An 18,135-nucleotide genomic window follows, 5' to 3' on the forward strand; every position below is an offset into this window, starting at 1 on the left:
ACGTCGGAAGGAGGCACTGGGTGATCGAGCTCGAGGGGGTTCCCGAGCTGATCGACCCGGTCATGGTGGCCGCGTTCGAGGGCTGGAACGATGCCGGCGACGCCGCCTCCACCGCGGTCGCGCATCTGGAACGTGAGTGGAAGGGCGAGGTGTTCGCGGCGCTGGACGCCGAGGACTACTACGACTTCCAGGTGAACCGCCCCACGGTGTGGATGGACGGCGGCGTCCGCAAGATCACCTGGCCGACCACCCGCCTGTCGGTGGTGCGGGTCGGCGGCGACAAGCCGCGGGACCTGGTGCTGGTCCGCGGCATCGAACCCTCCATGCGCTGGCGTTCGTTCTGCAACGAGCTGCTGGGCTTCGCACACGAGCTGGGCGTGGAACTCGTGGTCGTCCTCGGCGCTCTGCTCGGCGACACCCCGCACACGCGCCCGGTCCCGATCAGCGGGACCACCTCCGATCCGGACCTGGCACGGCGCATGGACCTGGAGGAGACCAAGTACGAGGGGCCCACGGGCATCGTCGGCGTCCTCCAGGAGGCGTGCACGCACGCGGGCGTCCCGGCGGTGTCGCTGTGGGCGGCCGTGCCGCACTACGTGTCGCAGCCGCCGAACCCGAAGGCCACCCTGGCCCTCCTCAACCGGCTGGAGGACCTGATCGGCGTGCGCATCCCGCTGGGCGAGCTGCCCGAGGACGCGCGCGCCTGGCAGGTGGGCGTGGACCAGCTGGCGGCGGAGGACAGCGAGGTCGCCGAGTACGTCCAGACACTGGAAGAGGCCCGGGACACCGCGGAGCTGCCGGAGGCGTCGGGCGAGGCGATCGCCCGCGAGTTCGAGCGCTACCTGCGGCGCCGGGACGGCGGCGGCCCGCCCGGCGGCCACGCCACGGCGGACGGCGAGGGCCCGTCGTACCTGCGGGACAGCTCCAGCGAGCGGACCCGGCCGCCGAAGCCGCCGCGGACGGAGCCGGAGCAGGACAAGGGCGACGAGGACTCCGCGGAGGACTGAGCCCCCGGACGGCACCCGGTCCGCGGGCCGGTGCCAGGGGCGGGCGGGGGGCGGTGCGGCGCACCGCCCCTCTGCCGTGCCGTCACCCCCCGTACCCCACGACGTCGTGCCCGCGGGCACCGGGGCGGCGTGCCCTTCCTCCACCGGGCTGTCGGGGCATCGGGGTCCGGCCGGATACCGGCGTGACATCTGTTTCCAGACGAATTGCACCCGTTACCCAATTCAACCTGCCCCAAACAAAGTTGGTGCGAACACGGTCTGGACGGACCGCCGCGCGCGTGCTTGGTTGTCCCCCGAAGGCGCGCCGCACGACCCCTCATGGCATCCGCACGGACCGAAGGGAGCGGCACAGATGACCGACCAGGCAGAGCCGGCGCAGGGCCCCGGGGCGTTGGGGCCGGGGCCCGACGGAGCGGGATTCACCTATCGAGGAGCCGAGCAGGAGCTGATCGTCGTCGCCCGCCCGGAAGCCCGGCTGCGTGCACGAGCCGACGGCGTCCGCTCCGCGTCGGGCGCCGACGTGACCTCCCTCACGATGTTCCTCAGCGACGAACAGCTCACGCTGGAGCCGCTGTTCGGCAGCGAGGATCGCCTGGCCCAGGCCGCCGCACCCGCGCCGGACGCGCCCGACCTCGCCCTGTTCTACCGGGTGCGCGGCGGGGAGAGCCGCGCCCGCGAGCTGCGCGCCCGGATCGCCGCGCTGCCGGGCATCGACACCGCCTACGTCAAGCCGGGTGCCGTGCCGGCCTCCCTGGGGCAGGGCGAGCGGCAGGAGGAGAAGGCGCCGCTCACCCCCGACTTCAGCGGCCGTCAGGGTTATCTGCACCCCGCCCCGGAGGGTGTCGGCGCGCTGTGGGCCTGGCAGCGGCACGGCGGAGCGGGCCAGGACGTGACGGTGATCGTCGTGGAGGGTGCCTGGCAGCTCGGGCACGAAGACCTCGCCGCCAAGCTGGCGGGCGTGGTCGTCGGGACTCCGCTGGACGACCTGGCCTGGCGCAACCACGGCACGTCGGTCCTGGGCGTCGTGGCCGGTGACCGGGGCGAGTTGGGCGTGACCGGTATTGCGCCTGACGCGGTGACCGCCGCGGCCTCCGTCCGGGGCATCGGCTCCGCCGCGGCGATCCACGCGGCGGCCGAACGGCTCGGCCCGGGTGACATCGTCCTCGTCGAACTGCACCGGCCGGGGCCGCGGTTCGAGTACGCCGAGCGTGACGACCAGCGCGGCTGCCTGCCGCTCGAGTGGTGGCCGGACGACTTCGCGGCCGTGCGGTACGCCACCGCCAAGGGCGTCCTGGTCGTGGCCGCCGCCGGCAACGGCGCCGAGTCGCTCGACGACGCGCTCTACGAGCGCCGCCCCGACGACTTCCCCGGCTGGTGGCGCAATCCGTTCAACCCGTCCAACGCCTCCTCCGGTGCCGTACTGGTCGGCGCGGGCGCACCGCCGCCCGGCACGCACGGCCGTGACCACGGCCCGGACCGCTCGCGGCTGGCGTTCTCCAACCACGGCGCGCGCGTGGACGCGCAGGGCTGGGGGCACGAGGTGACGACCACCGGCGGCTTCTGGGACCGGCCCGGCGACCTGCAGGGCGGGCCCGAGGAGATCACCTGGTACACCGACGCCTTCTCCGGGACTTCCGCCGCCGCGCCGGTGGTGGCGGGCGCGCTGGCCGGGCTCCAGGGCGTGCTCAGGGCAGCCGGCCGCCCGGTCATGTCCCCGGAGGACGCGCGCAGGGTGCTGCGGGCCACGGGTTCCCCGCAGCAGGACGCGCCGGGCCGGCCCGCCTCCCAGCGGATCGGCAACCGGCCCGACATCAGGGCGGCGGTCACCCACCTGCTGCCGCAGGCGGTCGACTCCGGCCGGGCCGAGCGGTACTGGGACGAACTGCTGCCCTACCCGCCCGAGCTCCCGCCCCGGCTCCGGCTGTTCGTGGCCGGCGCCTGGCGCACCCTGGACCACCCGTCCCCCGAAGTCCGCCAGGCGGTCCACACCGCCTTCGCGGGGGGACGGCCCGACGTCCGCGTCTGGTTCGCGGACGAAGAGATCGTCGGCCTCGTCGTCGTGGGCTGACGCACCATCGCAAGGACCCATCACGTCAACGGAAGGTGGCATCGACATGAGCACCACCCCGCAGATGAGTCACATGGGCCAGCAGCAGGGCCAGCAGTACCCCAGCACGTCGCCGTTCCAGCAGCAGCCCTTCCAGCAGCAGCCCTTCCAGCAGCAGTCCTACCAGCAGCAGCCGTCCCAGCAGCCCTACCAGCAGCAGCCGTACGGCATGGGCGGCACCCTGGAGCAGCTGCAGCAGCTCGGCCAGCAGCAGCCGTTCCAGCAGCTGCTCCAGCAGCTCGGCCGGCCCGACCAGCAGGCGCAGCAGGCCGAGCAGCAGGCGCAGCAGCAGCTCCAGCAGATCGTGCAGGCCGCGGTGCAGCAGGTGATGCAGCAGGCCCAGGCCCAGGCCCTGGCCTCCGGCATCGCTGAGGGCTTCGTCGACATCGTCCACCCGCTCCAGGGCCACCCGCAGCAGGTCTTCCTGCGCATCAACGGTCACTTCCGGGTGCTGAACAGCCCGACCCCGCAGCTGCACCAGCAGATCCAGGAGGCGTTCGCCTTCGGCCACCAGGTGATCGGCGTGTGGGACACGCAGTCGCCCAGCGTGCTCCGCAGCGTGCGGATCCAGCGGGTCTGACCGTCGCCCGCACAGCACAAGGGGGCGCTTCCTCCTCGGAGGAAGCGCCCCGTTCGTGCGGGGCGAGGGCTACAGGGCCACGCCCAGCAGCGCGTCCACGGCGCGCGAGACGACGCCCGGGGCACCGGGGTCCGTCCCGCCCGCGTCCTGCTGGAGGGCGACCCAGCAGTCGACGGCGGCGAGGGCCGCCGGGGCGTCGAGGTCGTCGGCCAGGGCGGCGCGGATCTCCTCGACCAGCGCCTCGGCAGAGGGGCCGTCCGGCCGGGACACGGCGGCACGCCAGCGGTCGAGGCGGGCGAGCGCCTCCTGGAGCACCTGGTCGGTCCACTCCCAGTCGGAGCGGTAGTGGTGGGCGAGGAGGGAGAGCCGGATGGCGGCGGGGTCGACGCCGTCGCGCCGCAGTTGCGAGACGAAGACGAGGTTGCCCTTGGACTTGGACATCTTCGCGCCGTGCAGGGCGACCATGCCGGCGTGGACGTAGGCCTTGGCCATGGGGAACTCGCCGGTCAGCACCTGGGCGTGGGAAGCGCCCATCTCGTGGTGCGGGAAGGCGAGGTCGGAGCCGCCGCCCTGCACGTCGAAGCTCATGCCGAGGTGGTCCAGGGCGATGGCCACGCACTCGATGTGCCAGCCGGGCCGGCCGCGGCCGAGGGAACCGCCGTCCCAGCTGGGCTCACCGGGTCGGGCGGCCATCCACAGCATCGGGTCGAGGGGGTTCTTCTTGCCCGGGCGGTCGGGGTCGCCGCCGCGTTCGGCGGACAGCAGCCGCATGGCGGCGGCGTCCAGGCCGGACACCTCGCCGAAGTGCGGGTCGGCCTCGACGGAGAAGTAGATGTCGCCGTCGAGCTCGTAGGCGGCGCCGAGCTCGCGGAGCCGCTCCACGAGCGGCACGATCCCGGGTATGGCCTCGACGGCGCCGATGTAGTGCTGCGGCGGGAGCATCCGCAGCGCCGTCATGTCCTCACGGAAGAGAGCGGTCTCCTGATCGGCGAGGGCGGCCCAGTCGACGTCGTCACGCTGCGCCCGCTCCAGCAGTGGATCGTCGATGTCGGTGACGTTCTGCACGTAGTGGACCTGCCGCTTGGTGTCGAGCCACACGCGCTGCACGAGGTCGAACGCGTTGTAGGTCGCCGCGTGTCCCATGTGGGTGGCGTCGTAGGGGGTGATGCCGCAGACGTAGAGACGGGCGACGGGACCGGGGCGGAGGGTCACCGGACCCCCGGTCGCGGTGTCGTGGATCCTGAGGTCGCGGCCCTGACCGGGCAGGGCGGGGACCTCGGAAGCGGGCCAGGCATGCATGTCATGAGCCTAACCGGACTGGTGTTCCGTATACGAACCGGTGGGGTCCGGATGGCCGGGAAGGCGCTCTTGCGCGATCCCGGCCGCTGTGCTGGGGCCTGCGGTACCGGGCCGGGCTACACGGGGGGCCAGGGGATCGCCGGCCACTCCCCGCTGGGCTCCGGGTGCCTGCGGGAGGCGAGGAGCGCGTCGACACGCGCACGCGTGGCGTCGATCTCGGCGGGGGTGATCAGCCCGGCCAGCCGGGCGGCCAGCGTGCCGCCGTCGCCGAGGGCCGTCCCCAGCGCACGCAGCACCTCGACCGCCTCGGCGGTGAGGGGTTCCCCCGCCCAGCCCCACAGCAGCGTCCTCAGCTTGTCGTCGACGTTGAAGGCGACGCCGTGGTCGATGCCGTACAGACGCCCCTCGGCGGCGGGCAGCAGATGGCCGCCCTTGCGGTCGGCGTTGTTGATCACCGCGTCGAGCACGGCGAGCCGCCGCAGCCGCTCGTCGTCGGCGTGCACCAGCAGTGCCGTACGGCCCTCGCCGGCCTCGGCGAACCCGATCGCCTTCCAGCCGGGCGCGGGCTCCTCGTCGTCGACGAGGGCGAGCAGCTCGGTGCCCGGCACGACGTCGATCCACAGCTGGCACATGCCCTCACCGTAGGGTCCGTCCCGCAGCACGGTCGGCGGGACGAGCCGCCAGCCGGTGGCCTCGGAGACCTCGTAGGCGGCCACCTCGCGCCCGGCGAGGGTGCCGTCGGGAAAGTCCCACAGCGGGCGCTCCCCGGCGACCGGTTTGTACACGCAGGACACCTCGTGCCCCTCGTGCGCGACCGTGCAGAACAGCGCCGCGTTGGAGGCGTCCCGGAGACGTCCGCGCACCGTCAGCTCGCCGTGCGCGAGCAGGTCGGCGGCGGTCACGCTCCGCGGCGGTATCCGTTCTGGCGCGGACATACGTGTCCTTCCGGGTCGAGCGGCAGGCTGCACAGCGGGCAGGGCGGCCGGCCGGCGTTGACGACGTCGAGGGCCCGCTTGGCGAAGGCCCTGGCCTGTGCGCCGCTGAGCCGGACCCGCAGCATCGGGGGCCCGTTCTCCTCGTCCTGGAGAAGCCGCTCCTCGGCCTCGGCGAGATCCTCCTCGGAGTCGGCGTCGAGCTCGACGAGGGCCTGGGCCTCGACGATCATGCGCTGCTCCTCGCCGTCCCAGGCCAGCGCCATGGTGCCGACGCGGAACTCCTCCTCGATCGGGGTGTCGAGGGGCGCGGTGTCGGCGACCTCCGAGGGCGCCACGGCGGGCACCGAGGCGCTGCCGCCGCTCCGGCGCACGACCTCGTCCAGCAACTCGTCCATGCGCTCGGCGAGTGCGGCGACCTGGGTCTTCTCCAGGGCCACGCTGGTCACCCGGGAGCCGGCGGTGGCCTGGAGGAAGAACGTACGGCGCCCGGGCAGTCCGACCGTGCCGGCGACGAAGCGGTCCGGCGGATCGTAGAGGAACACCTGACGGGACACGTCCAGTCTCCATGGGAATCGTTCGTGGATGGGTTCGCGGGGGATCCGCTGGGGAGTGGTGCGGAATCGGGAGTGCGGGCAGCTCCTGCGGACATGCATATGTGCGGACGCTTCACCCTACTGCGGCCGACGATCACGGTGCGCCCGCGCCGCCCCCTACGGGTGCGTCCCCGGCCGGTGCTTCCCCGGCCGGTGCTTCCCCGGCCGCGGGTTCCCCGCGGGGCGCGAGGGAGGCGAAGTCGCCGGTGTCGCCGAGCCGCAGCAGGAACGGCCGCAGCCTGGTGTAGCGGATCGCGGTGACGGAACACGGTTCGACGGAGATCCGCTGGAAGAGGTCGAGGTGAAGTCCGAGCGCGTCGGCCACGAGCGACTTGATGATGTCGCCGTGCGAGCACATGAGGTAGACGGCGTCGGGGCCGTGGTCGCGCGCCACACGTGCGTTCCACTCGCGTACGGCCTCGGCGGCACGGGTCTGCATGGCCCGCATGGACTCGCCGCCGGGGAAGGCGGCGGCGGACGGATGGGCCTGCACGACCTCCATCAGGGGCTCGTCCTTGAGCTCCGCGAGCTTGCGGCCCGACCAGTCGCCGTAGTGGCACTCGCCGATCCGCTCCTCGGTGTGGGCGGTCAGCCCGGGCCGGGCGTCGAGCAGCGGCCGAACGGTCTCCTGGCAGCGCTGGAGCGGGCTGACGACGGCCTCGGCGAGCGGCAGGCCGGCGAGCCGGTCGGGCAGGGCGGCCGCCTGCGCGGCGCCGCGGTCGTCCAGACCGACGCCGGGTGTCCATCCGGCGAGCAGTCCCTCGGTGTTGGCGGTGGAACGTCCGTGCCGGACGAGGATCAGCGTGGGCATGCGGCCCAGCGTAGGCGTACGCCCGGGTGCGCCGGGGCGCCGCGGGCGGGACAATACGCTCCGTGATCGTGGACTGCGCCATCTACCGCGACGGGCACCGCACGGAGGGTCCGCAGGAGTTCTCGGACGCCCTCGAAGCGGCGCGTGCGGCGGGCGGCTTCGTGTGGATCGGGCTGCACGAGCCGACCGGGGAGGAGTTCGACACGGTCACCGAGGACTTCGCGCTGCATCCGCTGGCCGTGGAGGACGCGCTCAAGGCGCATCAGCGGCCGAAGCTGGAGGTGTACGACGACTCGTTGTTCCTGGTGCTGAAGCCGGTGGTGTACGAGCCGCGCGACGGGACCGTCTCGGCCGGCGAGGTCATGGTGTTCCTGGGCGACTGCTTCGCGGTGACGGTGCGGCACGGCGTCGGTTCGCCGCTGAGCGCCGTGCGGCGGCGGCTGGAGCACGAGCCGGAGATCCTCGGCAAGGGCCCGACGGCCGTGCTGTACGCGATCGCCGACGCGGTCGTCGACCACTACGTCGAGGTCGCCAGCGAGCTGCAGACCGATCTGGAGGAGCTGGAGGCGGAGGTGTTCTCGCCGGACGGCGGCGGCTCCCGCCACACCGCGTCGCGGATCTACCGCTTCAAGCGGCAGATCACGGAGTTCCGGCGGGCGACGGGCCCGCTGGCCCTGCCGCTGCACCGGCTGGCGGGCACCGGCCCGTTCGGCACGGCGGTGCCGTACGTCAGCGACAAGGCCCGCCCCTTCTTCCGGGACGTGCACGATCACCTGACGCGCGTGAACGAGGCCGTGGACGGCCTCGACCGCCTGGTGTCGGACATCCTGTCGGCCCATCTGGCGCAGATGAGCGTCCGGCAGAACGACGACATGCGGAAGATCTCGGCGTGGGCGGCCATGGCGGCGGTTCCCACCATGATCGCGGGGATCTACGGCATGAATTTCCGGTACATGCCGGAGATGCGCTGGGTGTGGTCGTATCCGGCGGTGATCGTGGCGATGGCCGCTCTCGAGGTGGCGCTGTACCGGCTCTTCAAGCGGCGGGGCTGGCTGTAGGGCGCGCGGGCGGGACGGGCGCGCGGGTCAGGCGAACTCGGGGTGGGCGGGGGCCGGGGGGCCGCCGAGCGCGTTGCGGTGTTCGGGCATGGTCAGGGAGACCATGCGCCGCCAGCCCGCGAACCGCTCCCAGGCGTACACCGCGTGGATGCCGGCCGCCAGGACGGCCGACTTCGCCCTGGACCAGTGCAGGACGTTCCCCATGTGGGCCATGACGGCGAGGCTGACGTCGCGGTAGATGCGGATCTCGGCGAGCGCGCACTCACGCAGGGTGGTCTGGATGGCGCGGCCGTGGCCCGCGCGGGCGAAGCGGAGGAGTTCCTCGTGGCAGTAGGCGAGGTGGTTGTCCTCGTCGTGGGAGATCTGCCGGACCGCGCGGCCGATGTCGGGGTGGTCGCCGAAATGCCTGCGCAGCAGGTCCATCTGCTCCGAGGCGCGCTGCTCGGTGACGCGGCTGTGCGCGAGGTAGGTGACGATGTCCTGGACGGTCAGCGGCCGGTCGCTCCTGAGCTTGTCGTGGGCGAGTCCGATGCCGTGCCGCTCCAGCAGCATCGTGTAGTCGGTGTCGGCCGGAACCGGAACGGGCTGCAGGCCCCGCTTCTTCATCAGGGCGTTGAAGATGCGGCCGTGCTTGTCCTCGTCGGCTCCGTGCCGGGTGATCTTGGGAGCCATGTCACGCTCGCCCTCCGGCACGAGCGCGGCGATCCGGGCGTTCTCCCAGCCGCCCTGCGACTCACCGCTGGCGGCGATGGAGCAGAACAGGGCGAAGGACTCGTCGTTGTCGAGGATCTCCTGGAACAGACTCTTGGCCGAAAGCATCGTGGGCACCTCTCTGCAGGATCCGCGAAGAACGAGTCAAATGCCGCAAGAGGGACGCCGCAACAGCTGTGTCGGACAAGTCGGCCGAACGGATGAGACGCGGGGCCCCGACGGGGGCGTAACCGAGCCCGCCCGGGCGCGTTGTTCCCCGTGACGGCCGTGGCGGGGAAGACCCCCGAGCCCCCACCACGGCCGCTGAAAGACTGCTCCCCGTGTCTCCCGGGTCACGCGAGCCCGGCACGCTCCATGGCGTCCACACCGGCGCGCAGGGAGGCCAGCCGCTCGTCCAGGGTGAAGCCGGCCGGGGCGAGCGTGAGGGTGGTGACACCGGCCGCCGCGTAGGCCTTCATCCGGTCGGCGATGCGCGCCACCGAGCCGAGCAGGGTGGTCCGGTCGATCAGGTCGTGCGGAACGGCCGCGGCGGCACCTTCCTTGTCGCCGGAGAGGTACTTCTCCTGGATCTCGGCGGCGGCCTGCTCGTAGCCCATGCGCCGGGCGAGCTGGTTGTAGAAGTTCTGCTTGAAACTGCCCATGCCGCCGACGTACAGCGCGGTGTAGGGCCGGAAGGTGTCCGCGAGCCGCGTCACGTCCTTGTCGTCGCCGACGGCGAGCGGGAGCGTCGGGCAGACGTCGAAGCCGTCCATGGTCTTGCCGGCCTTCTCGCGCCCGGCGCGCAGATAGGTGACCGCGGTCTCCTCCAGGTGGTCGGCGGAGGGGAAGATCAGCAGCGCGCCGTCGGCGATCTCCCCGGTCTGCTCCAGGTTCTTCGGCCCGATCGCGGCGATGTACAGCGGAATGTGCTCACGCTGCGGGTGCACGGTCAGCTTGATCGGCTTGCCCGGGCCTCCGGGCAGCGGCAGCGTCCAGTGCTCGCCCTCGTAGGACAGCCGCTCCCGGCTCATCGCCCTGCGGACGATCTCGACGTACTCACGCGTGCGTGCCAGCGGCTTGTCGAACTTCACGCCGTACCAGCCCTCGGAGACCTGCGGGCCGGACACGCCGAGGCCGAGGCGGAACCGGCCGCCGGAGAGGGAGTCGAGGGTCGCTGCCGTCATGGCGGTCATGGCGGGCTGGCGGGCCGGGATCTGCATGATCGCGGAGCCGACGTCGATGTGCTCGGTCCGGGCCGCCACGTAGGAGAGCACCGTCGGCGCGTCGGAGCCGTAGGCCTCGGCGGCCCAGCAGACGGCGTACCCGAGCCGGTCGGCCTCCTGGGCCACCGCCAGATTGTCGGCGTCCATACCGGCGCCCCAGTAGCCGAGGTTGATCCCGAGCTGCATACGCGATCCCCTTACCCATCGGTAATGTCCCTTGTGCGGCCGACCTTAGCGCGCGGGAAACGGTTGTCCACAGGCAACCCACGGCCCACCTATGGCCAGTAATCTCGGCGTTCATGGAACAGAGGCATCTCGGCCGCACCGGCCTGCGTGTGTCCCGGATCGGGCTCGGCACCCTGACCTGGGGCCGGGACACCGACGAGCACGACGCCGCGGACCTGATGAAGACGTTCTGGGAGGCGGGCGGCACCCTCGTCGACACCGCGGACGTGTACGGCGACGGCGAGGCCGAGTACCTGCTCGGGCGGCTCCTGGAGGGGCTCGTCCCGCGGCGGGATCTGGTGATCTCGACGAAGGCGGGCAGCGTGCCCGACCCCGACCGCCGCTTCGACGGCTCGCGCGGGCATCTGCTCACCGCGCTGGACGCCTCCCTGGCGCGGCTGGGCACGGACCACGTCGACCTGTGGCACGTCCACGCCTACGACCCCGGGACGCCCTTGGAGGAGACCCTGCACGCCCTCGACCTGGCCGTCAGCAGCGGCCGGGCACGCTACGCGGGCGTCTCCAACTTCTGCGGCTGGCAGCTCGCCAAGGCGGCGACCTGGCAGCTGGCGGCCCAGGGCACGCGGACCCGGCTGGCCGGTACGCAGATGGAGTACTCGCTGCTGCAGCGCGGTGTCGAGCGCGAGGTGCTGCCGGCCGCCCTGGACCTGGGCATCGGCCTGCTGCCGTCGTCGCCCCTGGGCCGCGGTGTCCTGACCGGCAAGTACCGGGGCGAGTCCCTGCCGCCCGACTCGCGCGGCGCCTCCGAGCACCTCGCCCCGTTCGTCGCGCCCTATCTGGACGACACCGCGAGCCGCATCGTCGACGCCGTGTCGACCGCGGCGGACGGCCTCGCGGTGTCCCCGCTCCAGGTGGCCCTCGCCTGGGTCCGTGACCGGCCCGGGGTGACCGCGCCGATCGTCGGCGCGCGCACGGCACAGCAGCTCACGGCGGCATTGTCGGTGGAGGCGCTTAGTCTTCCTGACGAGATCTGCCGGGCGCTCGACGACGTGTCGGCGCCCGTGCACCGCTATCCCGATCACGACTGGAGCACGCTGTGAGCACGGAGCCGGAGGCCACGGAGAACGCCGGGCCGGGGACGCCGGACGTCGGGGCGGAGGGCGGCATGCCCGGGACCGGCTCCGCCGAAGCGGACACGGCCCCCGAGGGGGACGCCCCCGCCCTGCAGGAGGGGACCGGGTCCACCGGCGGCGACAGCCGGGCCGCGGCCGGGGAGGACGACGGCACTCCCGGTGGGGGCCGGACCACCGCGGCCGGCGACGAGGACGCGGAAGGGGCCGGGGAGCTGTCCGAGGCCCAGGCGGAGCTGGCGGCGCAGCGGGTCGAGAGAGATCGGATCGAGCGGCGCAAGGCCGAGCGGCAGGGGCCCGTCGAGAGCGGGGCCAATCTGAGCGGCACCGCGGCCGACCTGCTCGCGGCGGTACGGGCCGTGGAAAGCGGGCAGAAGCCGGCGGAGACGGTGTTCCGCGAGCCGCCCGCACCCCGCCGCCCCGCCCCGGAGCCCACGCACCGCCCCCGGCCTCAGCAGCCCGCGTCCACCGCCACGCCCGCGGCCCCCTCGGACGGGTCCGTCGCGTCCGCGCGGGAGGTGCTGACCGCCGGCGGCGCACCCGAGGGACTGGCGGGGCAGGTCGCCACCACCCTCGGCGACGGCGCCGCGGAGGAGCTGCGGGCCGACCCCTGGCAGCTGTTGCGGGTCACCGGAGTCCGGCCCGAGCACGCCGACTCCTTCGCGCGGGCGCTACTCGGCCCCACGTGCGCCCCGGACGACGAGCGGCGCGGCCGGGCGGTCACCGTCTGGCTGCTGGAGCAGGCAGCCCTCGCCGGGCACACCGCCCTGGAGCTGCCCGCGCTCACCGCGGCGCTGGCACAGCGGGGGATCCCGGAAGCGGAGGACGCCGTGCGCAGCGCGATCGCCGAGGGCGACGCACTCGTGTTCCAGGACACCCTGGAGGAGCCGGCCGGCCGGGTGACCGCCCCGGGCCCGGAGGCTGAGGGGACCGAGGGGACCGAGGGGACCGAGGGGACCGGGAAGGAGGATACGGACCAGGAGGAGGGCGAGGACGCGGAGCGCCCGGTTCGGGTCCTGGTCGGCCTGGAACGGTACGCGCTCGCGGAGGAGAGCCTCGCGGACGCCCTGGCCCGGGTGGTCAACTCCGTCGCCAAGGAGGAGACCGCGGCGGACTGGGCGTCGGCTGCCGCGTCGGCCCCGGGCAGCGCGGCCGAGCTGATCCGCGCCGTCGCCGGGCACGGCCTGGTCCTGCACACGGGTGGGGAGGCGTCCCGTGCGGACCCGGCGGCCCTGCTCGCCGCCGCCCGCACGCTGGGCCTCCGGGCGGTGGGCGCGTGCCACACGCCCGACGGCAGCCGCCGTCTCGCCGGGCTGCTGGCGGCGGCCGGGGCCCGCCCGTCCCCGGGCGACGACACAGCCGGTACGCCCGGTGCGGAGGCGGTCGCCACCGTCGCCGGGCTGCTCTCGGGCTCCGAGGGGCCCGGCCGGGACGCCGAGGGCGCGCTCGCGTTGGATCTTCTGGTCGTGCTCGACGCGCCGCAACTGGACGTGGAGAGCGCGGCGGCGCTCGCGGAGGCGCTGCCGGACGGGGCCCGGCTGGTGCTGAGCGGGGATCCGGCGGTGCTGTGGTCGGCCGGGCCCGGGCGGGTCTTCGCCGATCTGCTCGCTGCCCGCGTCTGCCCGCGGATCGCCTCCCGCACCCCGGACCCGGGGCCCCTTGGCGAACTGGTCTCCGGAGTCGGCATCGGCGAGCTGAACCAGGTCGAGGCACCAGGCAGGGAACTGGTGATCGTGCCGGTGCGGGACGCGGGCGAGGCCGTGCACCGGACGGTGCAGCTCGTCGCCGACTCGGTGCCGCGGGCCCTGGGCATCCCGGCGGAACAGACCGTCGTGATCACCCCGGGCCACGGGGGCACGGCCGGTACCCGTGCCCTCAACGCCGCGCTCAAGGAACGGCTCAACCCCGGACCGGGCCGGTTCGGCGGCTTCGATCCGGGTGACCGGATCGCCTACTCCCCCGCTCCGGGACGCACGCTGACGGGGCAGGTGGTGAAGGCCGACGCGGACGGGCTGCACCTGTCGTGCGCAGGCGCCCCGGTCGTCGTGCCGCGGGAGCGGGTGGAGCAGTCGGTACGGCACGGGTGGGCGCTGACCGCGCACCAGGCGGTGGGCGACCGGTGGCCGGCGGCCGTCGTCGTGCTGCCCGGGGACGCCGCGCAGGCGCTGAGCCGGCCGTGGGTGTACACGGCCTTCGGGCGCGCCGACCGGCATCTCTCGGTGGTCCACGGCGTGGAACAGACTCTGCCCCGCGCCGTCCGGGAGGTCGGGGTGAAGCCGCGGACGACCCGGCTGCCGTTCCTGCTGCGCGCCCAGGTCCCGGTCCCGGCCTGACAGCGACGGCCCGACGGCTGCGACCGACGACCGAGGCGGCCCGGGAACGTCCCGCCCGGGCCGCCGTACCGGGTCGTGCCGCCGGCGCGCGCATGGGCGCGTCCCGCGCGAGGGGTGCTCCGCCCGGCGGAGCACCCCGGCGCTCCGGTCACCTCACCGGTGCCGTCGCGGCACTAGGAGGTGTTTCGAACGTCCGGTGCGGTGCCCGCGGTGTCCGGTGCGTGCTCTCGGCGTGCCGGCGAAAGACCTCGTACCGGATGTACTCGGGCTTACGGCCGGTGCGGCGAGAGTGCGTGCCGGGCCCCGCGGGTGCTGTGCGGGACTTTCGCAACACCCCTAGCGGTCGGCGTCCAGCGGTTCCAGGTCGTCCTCGTCCTCCCCGTCGAGCTCGGTGCCGACGTCGTTCCCGGCGTCGTCCCCGTCGACGAGGTCGGCGTCGTCGTCGAACACCGCGCTGACGTCGAAACGGCAGACCACCCCCTGCGGGTCGGCCTGCTCGAAGGGTGCTTCCAGCCATTCCCCGGGCTCGGCCGGTTCCTCCGCGGCCACCACCCAGAGCGTGGAGTCGCCCTCCTCCAGACCGAACTCCTTGTGCCGGGAGGCGATCTCGTCCGGCTCGAACTCGCCGAACAGGACCCCCAGGGCCCCGTGCACCGTGTCGCCCAGGTCCTCGCCCGCGCTGTCGCCGTCCGCCGCCTCCACCCGCCTGGCCTGCGCCAGCAGCCGCTGCGGCTCCACCACGGTGTAGTCGCGGCGGATCAGCACGCTGAGCGCGCTGGGCTCCTCGGGACCGGTGTAGGGCGGCATCTCCTCGCCGCCGGGGATCTCGAAGGGCGTGACCTCGTCGTAGCGGTCGTAGAGCAGCTCGTCGTACGCCTCGGCGGCCGAGGCCAACTGGTTGAACGCCTCGTAGACGGCCGGGTCGTCCTCACCCGACCTGCGTTCGACCGCGGCCAGATGGCGGTCGAGCGCGGTCTTGACCGCCTCGGCGGCGGCGCGTACCTCGGCAGCGGTGGGCTGCGCAGCATCAGACATACTGCAGACGCTATCCGTACCGGGCCCCGGCCCGCACAATAGATGCGATGCCGGAATACGAATTTGTCGACGTCCACGTACCGCGCGGGGTTTCCCGCAAGGAGACGACCCGCCTTCTGACGGACCATGCCGAGTACGGACACTGGGAGTTGTACCGCCTGACCCTGCTGCGTGACGGCAGCCGCAAGGTGCGGCTGCGTCGGCGGATCATCCGCCAGGTGCGCGCCACGTGGTGAGGCGAGGACGGCCGGAACGAAGCGGGTCCCGCATCGGCGGGGCCCGCTTCGTACACGGGCGCGGGACCGGTCAGGCCGCGGCGCGCGCCCGGCGGTAGAGCACCGCTCCCGCCAGCAGCGCTCCCGCCCCGGCCGGGAGGACGACGCCGAGCGGCAGGTCACTGCCGGTGTGGGCCAGCTGAGCCGCGCCCCGGGGCTGGGTCACCGCGTGGGTGCCCGGGTGATCGGGGTTGCCCGGACCGCCGGGCGTCTCGCCGCCGGGAGTGGACGGCGTACCCGGAGTGGACGGCGTCCCGGGGGTGTCCGGCGTTCCCGGAGTCCCGGGCGTTCCCGGATTGCCCGGAGTCCCCGGCGTTCCCGGATTGCCCGGAGTCCCCGGCGTTCCGGGGGTGCCCGGCGTTCCCGGGGGCGTGGTGTGGTGCCCGCCGGCGTGGTGGCCGCTGCCGCAGTCGTTGCCCATCGCACTGTTGCCGATCCCGATCACGTCGACGCTGTTGCCGCAGACGTTCACCGGCGCGTCGATCGGCGCCTCGACGTGGTTGCCGGAGCCGACTCCCGGCGAGTGACCGGTGTGGCCGCCGGCGTGCGAGCCGGTCCCGCCCCCGTGCCCGCCGGAGCCGCCCGAGTGGCCGGAGCCGCCGTACCCGCCCGAGTCGCCGTACCCGCCCCGCGTGTGGCCGGGGTGGGCGCACCTGTTGCCCATCGCCGGGTTGAGCACACCGACGACGTCGACGGTGTTGCCGCAGACGTTCACCGGGGCGTGCACCGGCGCCTGCACCGAGTTGCCGGACAGCACGCCCGGCGAGTTGGATGCGGAGCCGCTCGCTCCCGAGTCGGCTTGGGCGTAGCCGCTGCCGGCGGCGGCGATGACGCCGGTGGCCGCCGCCACCGTCATGAGGCCTTTGCGGGTTGCCTGTCGCATTGCTGAATCCCTGCCTTCGACTGAAGCCTTCGGTTGACGCCGTGGACCGAATTCGATTCCGTCCGGACGCGAGTCCGTCGCCGAAAACCGGTCGGCCCCGGAACGCGTGGAGTGCGCTCCGGGGCCGACGGCACGGACGACCCTCAGAGGAACAACCCCTGGAGGGGCGACAACGTCACTTGTTGAAGCAGGTGTTGCCGAAGGCGGGGTTCAGCAGCCCGATCACCGAGATCGTGTTGCCGCAGACGTTCACCGGCACGTGAACGGGCACCTGGACGACGTTGCCGGAGGCGACGCCCGGGGAGTGCACGGCGGCACCCTGGGCACCGGCGTCGGCGACGGCGAGACCCGCGCCCGCGAGAACCAGACCGCCGGTGGCAGCCGCAGCAGCGACGACCTTCTTGATCATTATTCCTCCTTGTTGGCACAAGCGATCCCAGCGTTGCGGATCGCATCAGGCGTAACGAGGAGGGAGTAATGGGGCTACGAGCGTATCGTCGCATTCACTCTTCTCAGTCGGATCCGCACAGGCGGCCGATTGACGACTCCCCCTTCCGTGCACGTCCCACGGACGCCTGCGCAGCGCCTCACGACGCGTCGATGAATCGGTCGAGCACCCGCACGCCGAACCTCAGTCCGTCCACCGGCACCCGCTCGTCGACGCCGTGGAACATGCCCGCGAAGTCCAGCTCCGGCGGCAGCTTCAGCGGGGCGAAGCCGAAGCCGCGGATACCGAGGTCGTCGAACGACTTCGCGTCCGTGCCGCCCGAGAGCATGTACGGGATCGCCTTGGCGGCCGGGTCCTCGGCGACCAGCGCGGACTGCATGGCCTCGACCAGCGCCCCGTCGAAGGTGGTCTCGACGGCCTTGTCGGCGTGCACGTCCTCGCGGCGCACGTTCGGGCCCAGGATGCGGTCCAGGTCGAAGAGGAACTCCTCCTCGTGCCCGGGCAGGAACCGGCCGTCCACGTGTGCCGTGGCCTCGCCGGGGATGACGTTGACCTTGTAGCCGGCGCCCAGCTGAGTGGGGTTGGCGGTGTTGCTCAGCGTGGCGCCGATCAGCTTGGCGATGCCGCCGAGCCGGGCGAGCGTCGACTCCATGTCCTCCGGATCGAGCTCCGTGCCGAACGCGTCGCCGAGCTCGTCGAGGAAGGCGCGGGTGGTCTTGGTGACCCGCACCGGGAACCGGTGCCGGCCCAGCCGCGCAACGGCCTCCGACAGCTCGGTGATGGCGTTGTCGCGGTGGATCATCGAGCCGTGCCCGGCGGTGCCGGCCACGGTCAGCTTCATCCAGTGCATGCCCTTCTCGGCCGTCTGGATCAGGTAGAGGCGCCGCTGCTCGCTGACGGTGAAGGAGAAGCCGCCGACCTCGCTGATCGCCTCCGTGACGCCCTCGAAGAGGTCCGGGTGGCGGTCGACCAGGTACCGGGCGCCGTACGTCCCGCCCGCCTCCTCGTCGGCGAGGAAGGCCAGCACGATGTCCCGCGGCGGCCGGCGCCCGCTGCGCAGCCGGTCCCGGACGACCGCCAGGGTCATCGCGTCCATGTCCTTCATGTCGACGGCGCCTCGGCCCCACACGCAGCCGTCCGCGACCTCGCCGGAGAAGGGGTCGTGCGTCCAGTCGGCCGCGCTGGCGGGCACGACGTCGAGGTGGCCGTGGATGAGCAGCGCGGGCCGGGACGGGTCCTCGCCCTCGATGCGAGCCACGGTGGAGGCGCGGCCGGGGTGCGACTCGTAGATCTTCGGATCGAGCCCCACCTCGGCGAGCTTCTCCGCGACGTACTCGGCCGCCGTGCGCTCGCCGGGGCCCGAGTGGTCGCCGTAGTTGCTGGTGTCGAACCGGATCAGGTCGCGGCAGAGGTCGACGACCTCGTCCTCACCGGTGACGCCCCTGGCCGTGTCGGTCTCGCTCACGCTGCTTCCTCCCGGTGTCAGCCGTTGGTCCCTCTCATCCTCCCTCCGCGCGGCGCCCGAGCCCAAGACCGGTCCCG

17 protein-coding genes are annotated in these 18,135 nt (G+C 73.2%); 7 read left to right on the forward strand and 10 right to left on the reverse strand.

Annotated features, from left to right (window positions below):
* Nucleotides 1–20 precede the first annotated feature (20 nt).
* The 3 genes from I3F54_RS20420 to I3F54_RS20430 all read left to right on the forward strand — a co-directional run bounded on the left by I3F54_RS20420 (nucleotide 21) and on the right by I3F54_RS20430 (nucleotide 3,694).
* A complete protein-coding gene (locus I3F54_RS20420) occupies nucleotides 21–1,007 on the forward strand; it encodes a PAC2 family protein (protein WP_240120271.1) in 987 nt (328 codons plus the stop codon).
* Between the two features lie 352 nt (nucleotides 1,008–1,359).
* Complete coding sequence (locus I3F54_RS20425; protein ID WP_240120272.1) at nucleotides 1,360–3,075, forward strand: S8 family serine peptidase; 1,716 nt, start codon at nucleotides 1,360–1,362, stop codon at nucleotides 3,073–3,075.
* A gap of 46 nt (nucleotides 3,076–3,121) precedes the next feature.
* Nucleotides 3,122–3,694, forward strand: coding sequence for a hypothetical protein (locus I3F54_RS20430; RefSeq protein ID WP_240120273.1), 573 nt, complete (start codon nucleotides 3,122–3,124; stop codon nucleotides 3,692–3,694).
* Between the two features lie 69 nt (nucleotides 3,695–3,763).
* On the opposite strand, the gene mshC is transcribed toward I3F54_RS20430, so the two are convergent.
* The 4 genes from mshC to I3F54_RS20450 all read right to left on the reverse strand — a co-directional run bounded on the left by mshC (nucleotide 3,764) and on the right by I3F54_RS20450 (nucleotide 7,332).
* Entirely contained in the window at nucleotides 3,764–4,993 is a 1,230-nt protein-coding gene (gene mshC / locus I3F54_RS20435; protein WP_240120274.1) for a cysteine--1-D-myo-inosityl 2-amino-2-deoxy-alpha-D-glucopyranoside ligase, read from the reverse strand.
* A 116-nt stretch (nucleotides 4,994–5,109) separates the two neighbouring features.
* Complete coding sequence (locus I3F54_RS20440; RefSeq protein ID WP_240120275.1) at nucleotides 5,110–5,928, reverse strand: SCO1664 family protein; 819 nt, start codon at nucleotides 5,926–5,928, stop codon at nucleotides 5,110–5,112.
* On the reverse strand, nucleotides 5,892–6,482 hold the full coding sequence (locus I3F54_RS20445) for a DUF3090 domain-containing protein (RefSeq protein WP_205383595.1): 591 nt from the start codon (nucleotides 6,480–6,482) through the stop codon (nucleotides 5,892–5,894). The genes I3F54_RS20440 and I3F54_RS20445 overlap by 37 nt, the downstream gene beginning before the upstream one ends.
* 133 nt (nucleotides 6,483–6,615) lie before the next feature.
* Nucleotides 6,616–7,332 carry a histidine phosphatase family protein gene (locus tag I3F54_RS20450; protein ID WP_240120276.1) on the reverse strand — a complete coding sequence of 239 codons (717 nt, stop codon included), beginning with the start codon at nucleotides 7,330–7,332 and terminating at the stop codon, nucleotides 6,616–6,618.
* Nucleotides 7,333–7,394: 62 nt separating this feature from the next.
* Between I3F54_RS20450 and I3F54_RS20455 the strand changes: the two genes are divergently transcribed.
* On the forward strand, nucleotides 7,395–8,390 hold the full coding sequence (locus tag I3F54_RS20455) for a magnesium and cobalt transport protein CorA (protein WP_240120277.1): 996 nt from the start codon (nucleotides 7,395–7,397) through the stop codon (nucleotides 8,388–8,390).
* A gap of 27 nt (nucleotides 8,391–8,417) precedes the next feature.
* Here I3F54_RS20455 and I3F54_RS20460 read toward each other — a convergent pair whose 3' ends face one another.
* Nucleotides 8,418–9,209 (reverse strand): ferritin-like domain-containing protein, encoded by a 792-nt coding sequence (locus I3F54_RS20460; protein WP_240120278.1) that lies wholly within the window; start codon nucleotides 9,207–9,209, stop codon nucleotides 8,418–8,420.
* Nucleotides 9,210–9,433: 224 nt separating this feature from the next.
* On the reverse strand, nucleotides 9,434–10,489 hold the full coding sequence (locus I3F54_RS20465; protein WP_240120279.1) for an LLM class F420-dependent oxidoreductase: 1,056 nt from the start codon (nucleotides 10,487–10,489) through the stop codon (nucleotides 9,434–9,436).
* 113 nt (nucleotides 10,490–10,602) lie between these two features.
* Between I3F54_RS20465 and I3F54_RS20470 the strand changes: the two genes are divergently transcribed.
* Nucleotides 10,603–11,589: an aldo/keto reductase gene (locus I3F54_RS20470; RefSeq protein ID WP_240120280.1), complete on the forward strand. Its 987-nt coding sequence runs from the start codon at nucleotides 10,603–10,605 to the stop codon at nucleotides 11,587–11,589.
* The gene (locus tag I3F54_RS20475; protein WP_240120281.1) at nucleotides 11,586–13,952 is read left to right on the forward strand and encodes a helix-hairpin-helix domain-containing protein; all 2,367 of its coding nucleotides are present in this window, start codon (nucleotides 11,586–11,588) and stop codon (nucleotides 13,950–13,952) included. The genes I3F54_RS20470 and I3F54_RS20475 overlap by 4 nt, the downstream gene beginning before the upstream one ends.
* Before the next feature lie 336 nt (nucleotides 13,953–14,288).
* Here I3F54_RS20475 and I3F54_RS20480 read toward each other — a convergent pair whose 3' ends face one another.
* Complete coding sequence (locus tag I3F54_RS20480) at nucleotides 14,289–14,987, reverse strand: hypothetical protein (RefSeq protein WP_240120282.1); 699 nt, start codon at nucleotides 14,985–14,987, stop codon at nucleotides 14,289–14,291.
* A gap of 47 nt (nucleotides 14,988–15,034) precedes the next feature.
* Here I3F54_RS20480 and I3F54_RS20485 point away from each other — a divergent pair, with 47 nt between their 5' ends.
* Entirely contained in the window at nucleotides 15,035–15,223 is a 189-nt protein-coding gene (locus I3F54_RS20485) for a DUF5703 family protein (RefSeq protein ID WP_205387297.1), read from the forward strand.
* 70 nt (nucleotides 15,224–15,293) lie between these two features.
* On the opposite strand, the gene I3F54_RS20490 is transcribed toward I3F54_RS20485, so the two are convergent.
* From I3F54_RS20490 to I3F54_RS20500, 3 genes are all read right to left on the reverse strand, one after another.
* Nucleotides 15,294–16,145: a chaplin gene (locus I3F54_RS20490; protein WP_240120283.1), complete on the reverse strand. Its 852-nt coding sequence runs from the start codon at nucleotides 16,143–16,145 to the stop codon at nucleotides 15,294–15,296.
* 175 nt (nucleotides 16,146–16,320) lie between these two features.
* Nucleotides 16,321–16,554, reverse strand: coding sequence for a chaplin ChpH (gene chpH / locus I3F54_RS20495; RefSeq protein WP_240120284.1), 234 nt, complete (start codon nucleotides 16,552–16,554; stop codon nucleotides 16,321–16,323).
* Nucleotides 16,555–16,732: 178 nt separating this feature from the next.
* Nucleotides 16,733–18,058 (reverse strand): M20/M25/M40 family metallo-hydrolase, encoded by a 1,326-nt coding sequence (locus tag I3F54_RS20500; protein ID WP_240120285.1) that lies wholly within the window; start codon nucleotides 18,056–18,058, stop codon nucleotides 16,733–16,735.
* Nucleotides 18,059–18,135 lie beyond the last annotated feature (77 nt).

It is taken from the genome of Streptomyces sp. MUM 2J (assembly GCF_022414535.1).
Taxonomy (GTDB): Bacteria; Actinomycetota; Actinomycetes; order Streptomycetales; family Streptomycetaceae; genus Streptomyces.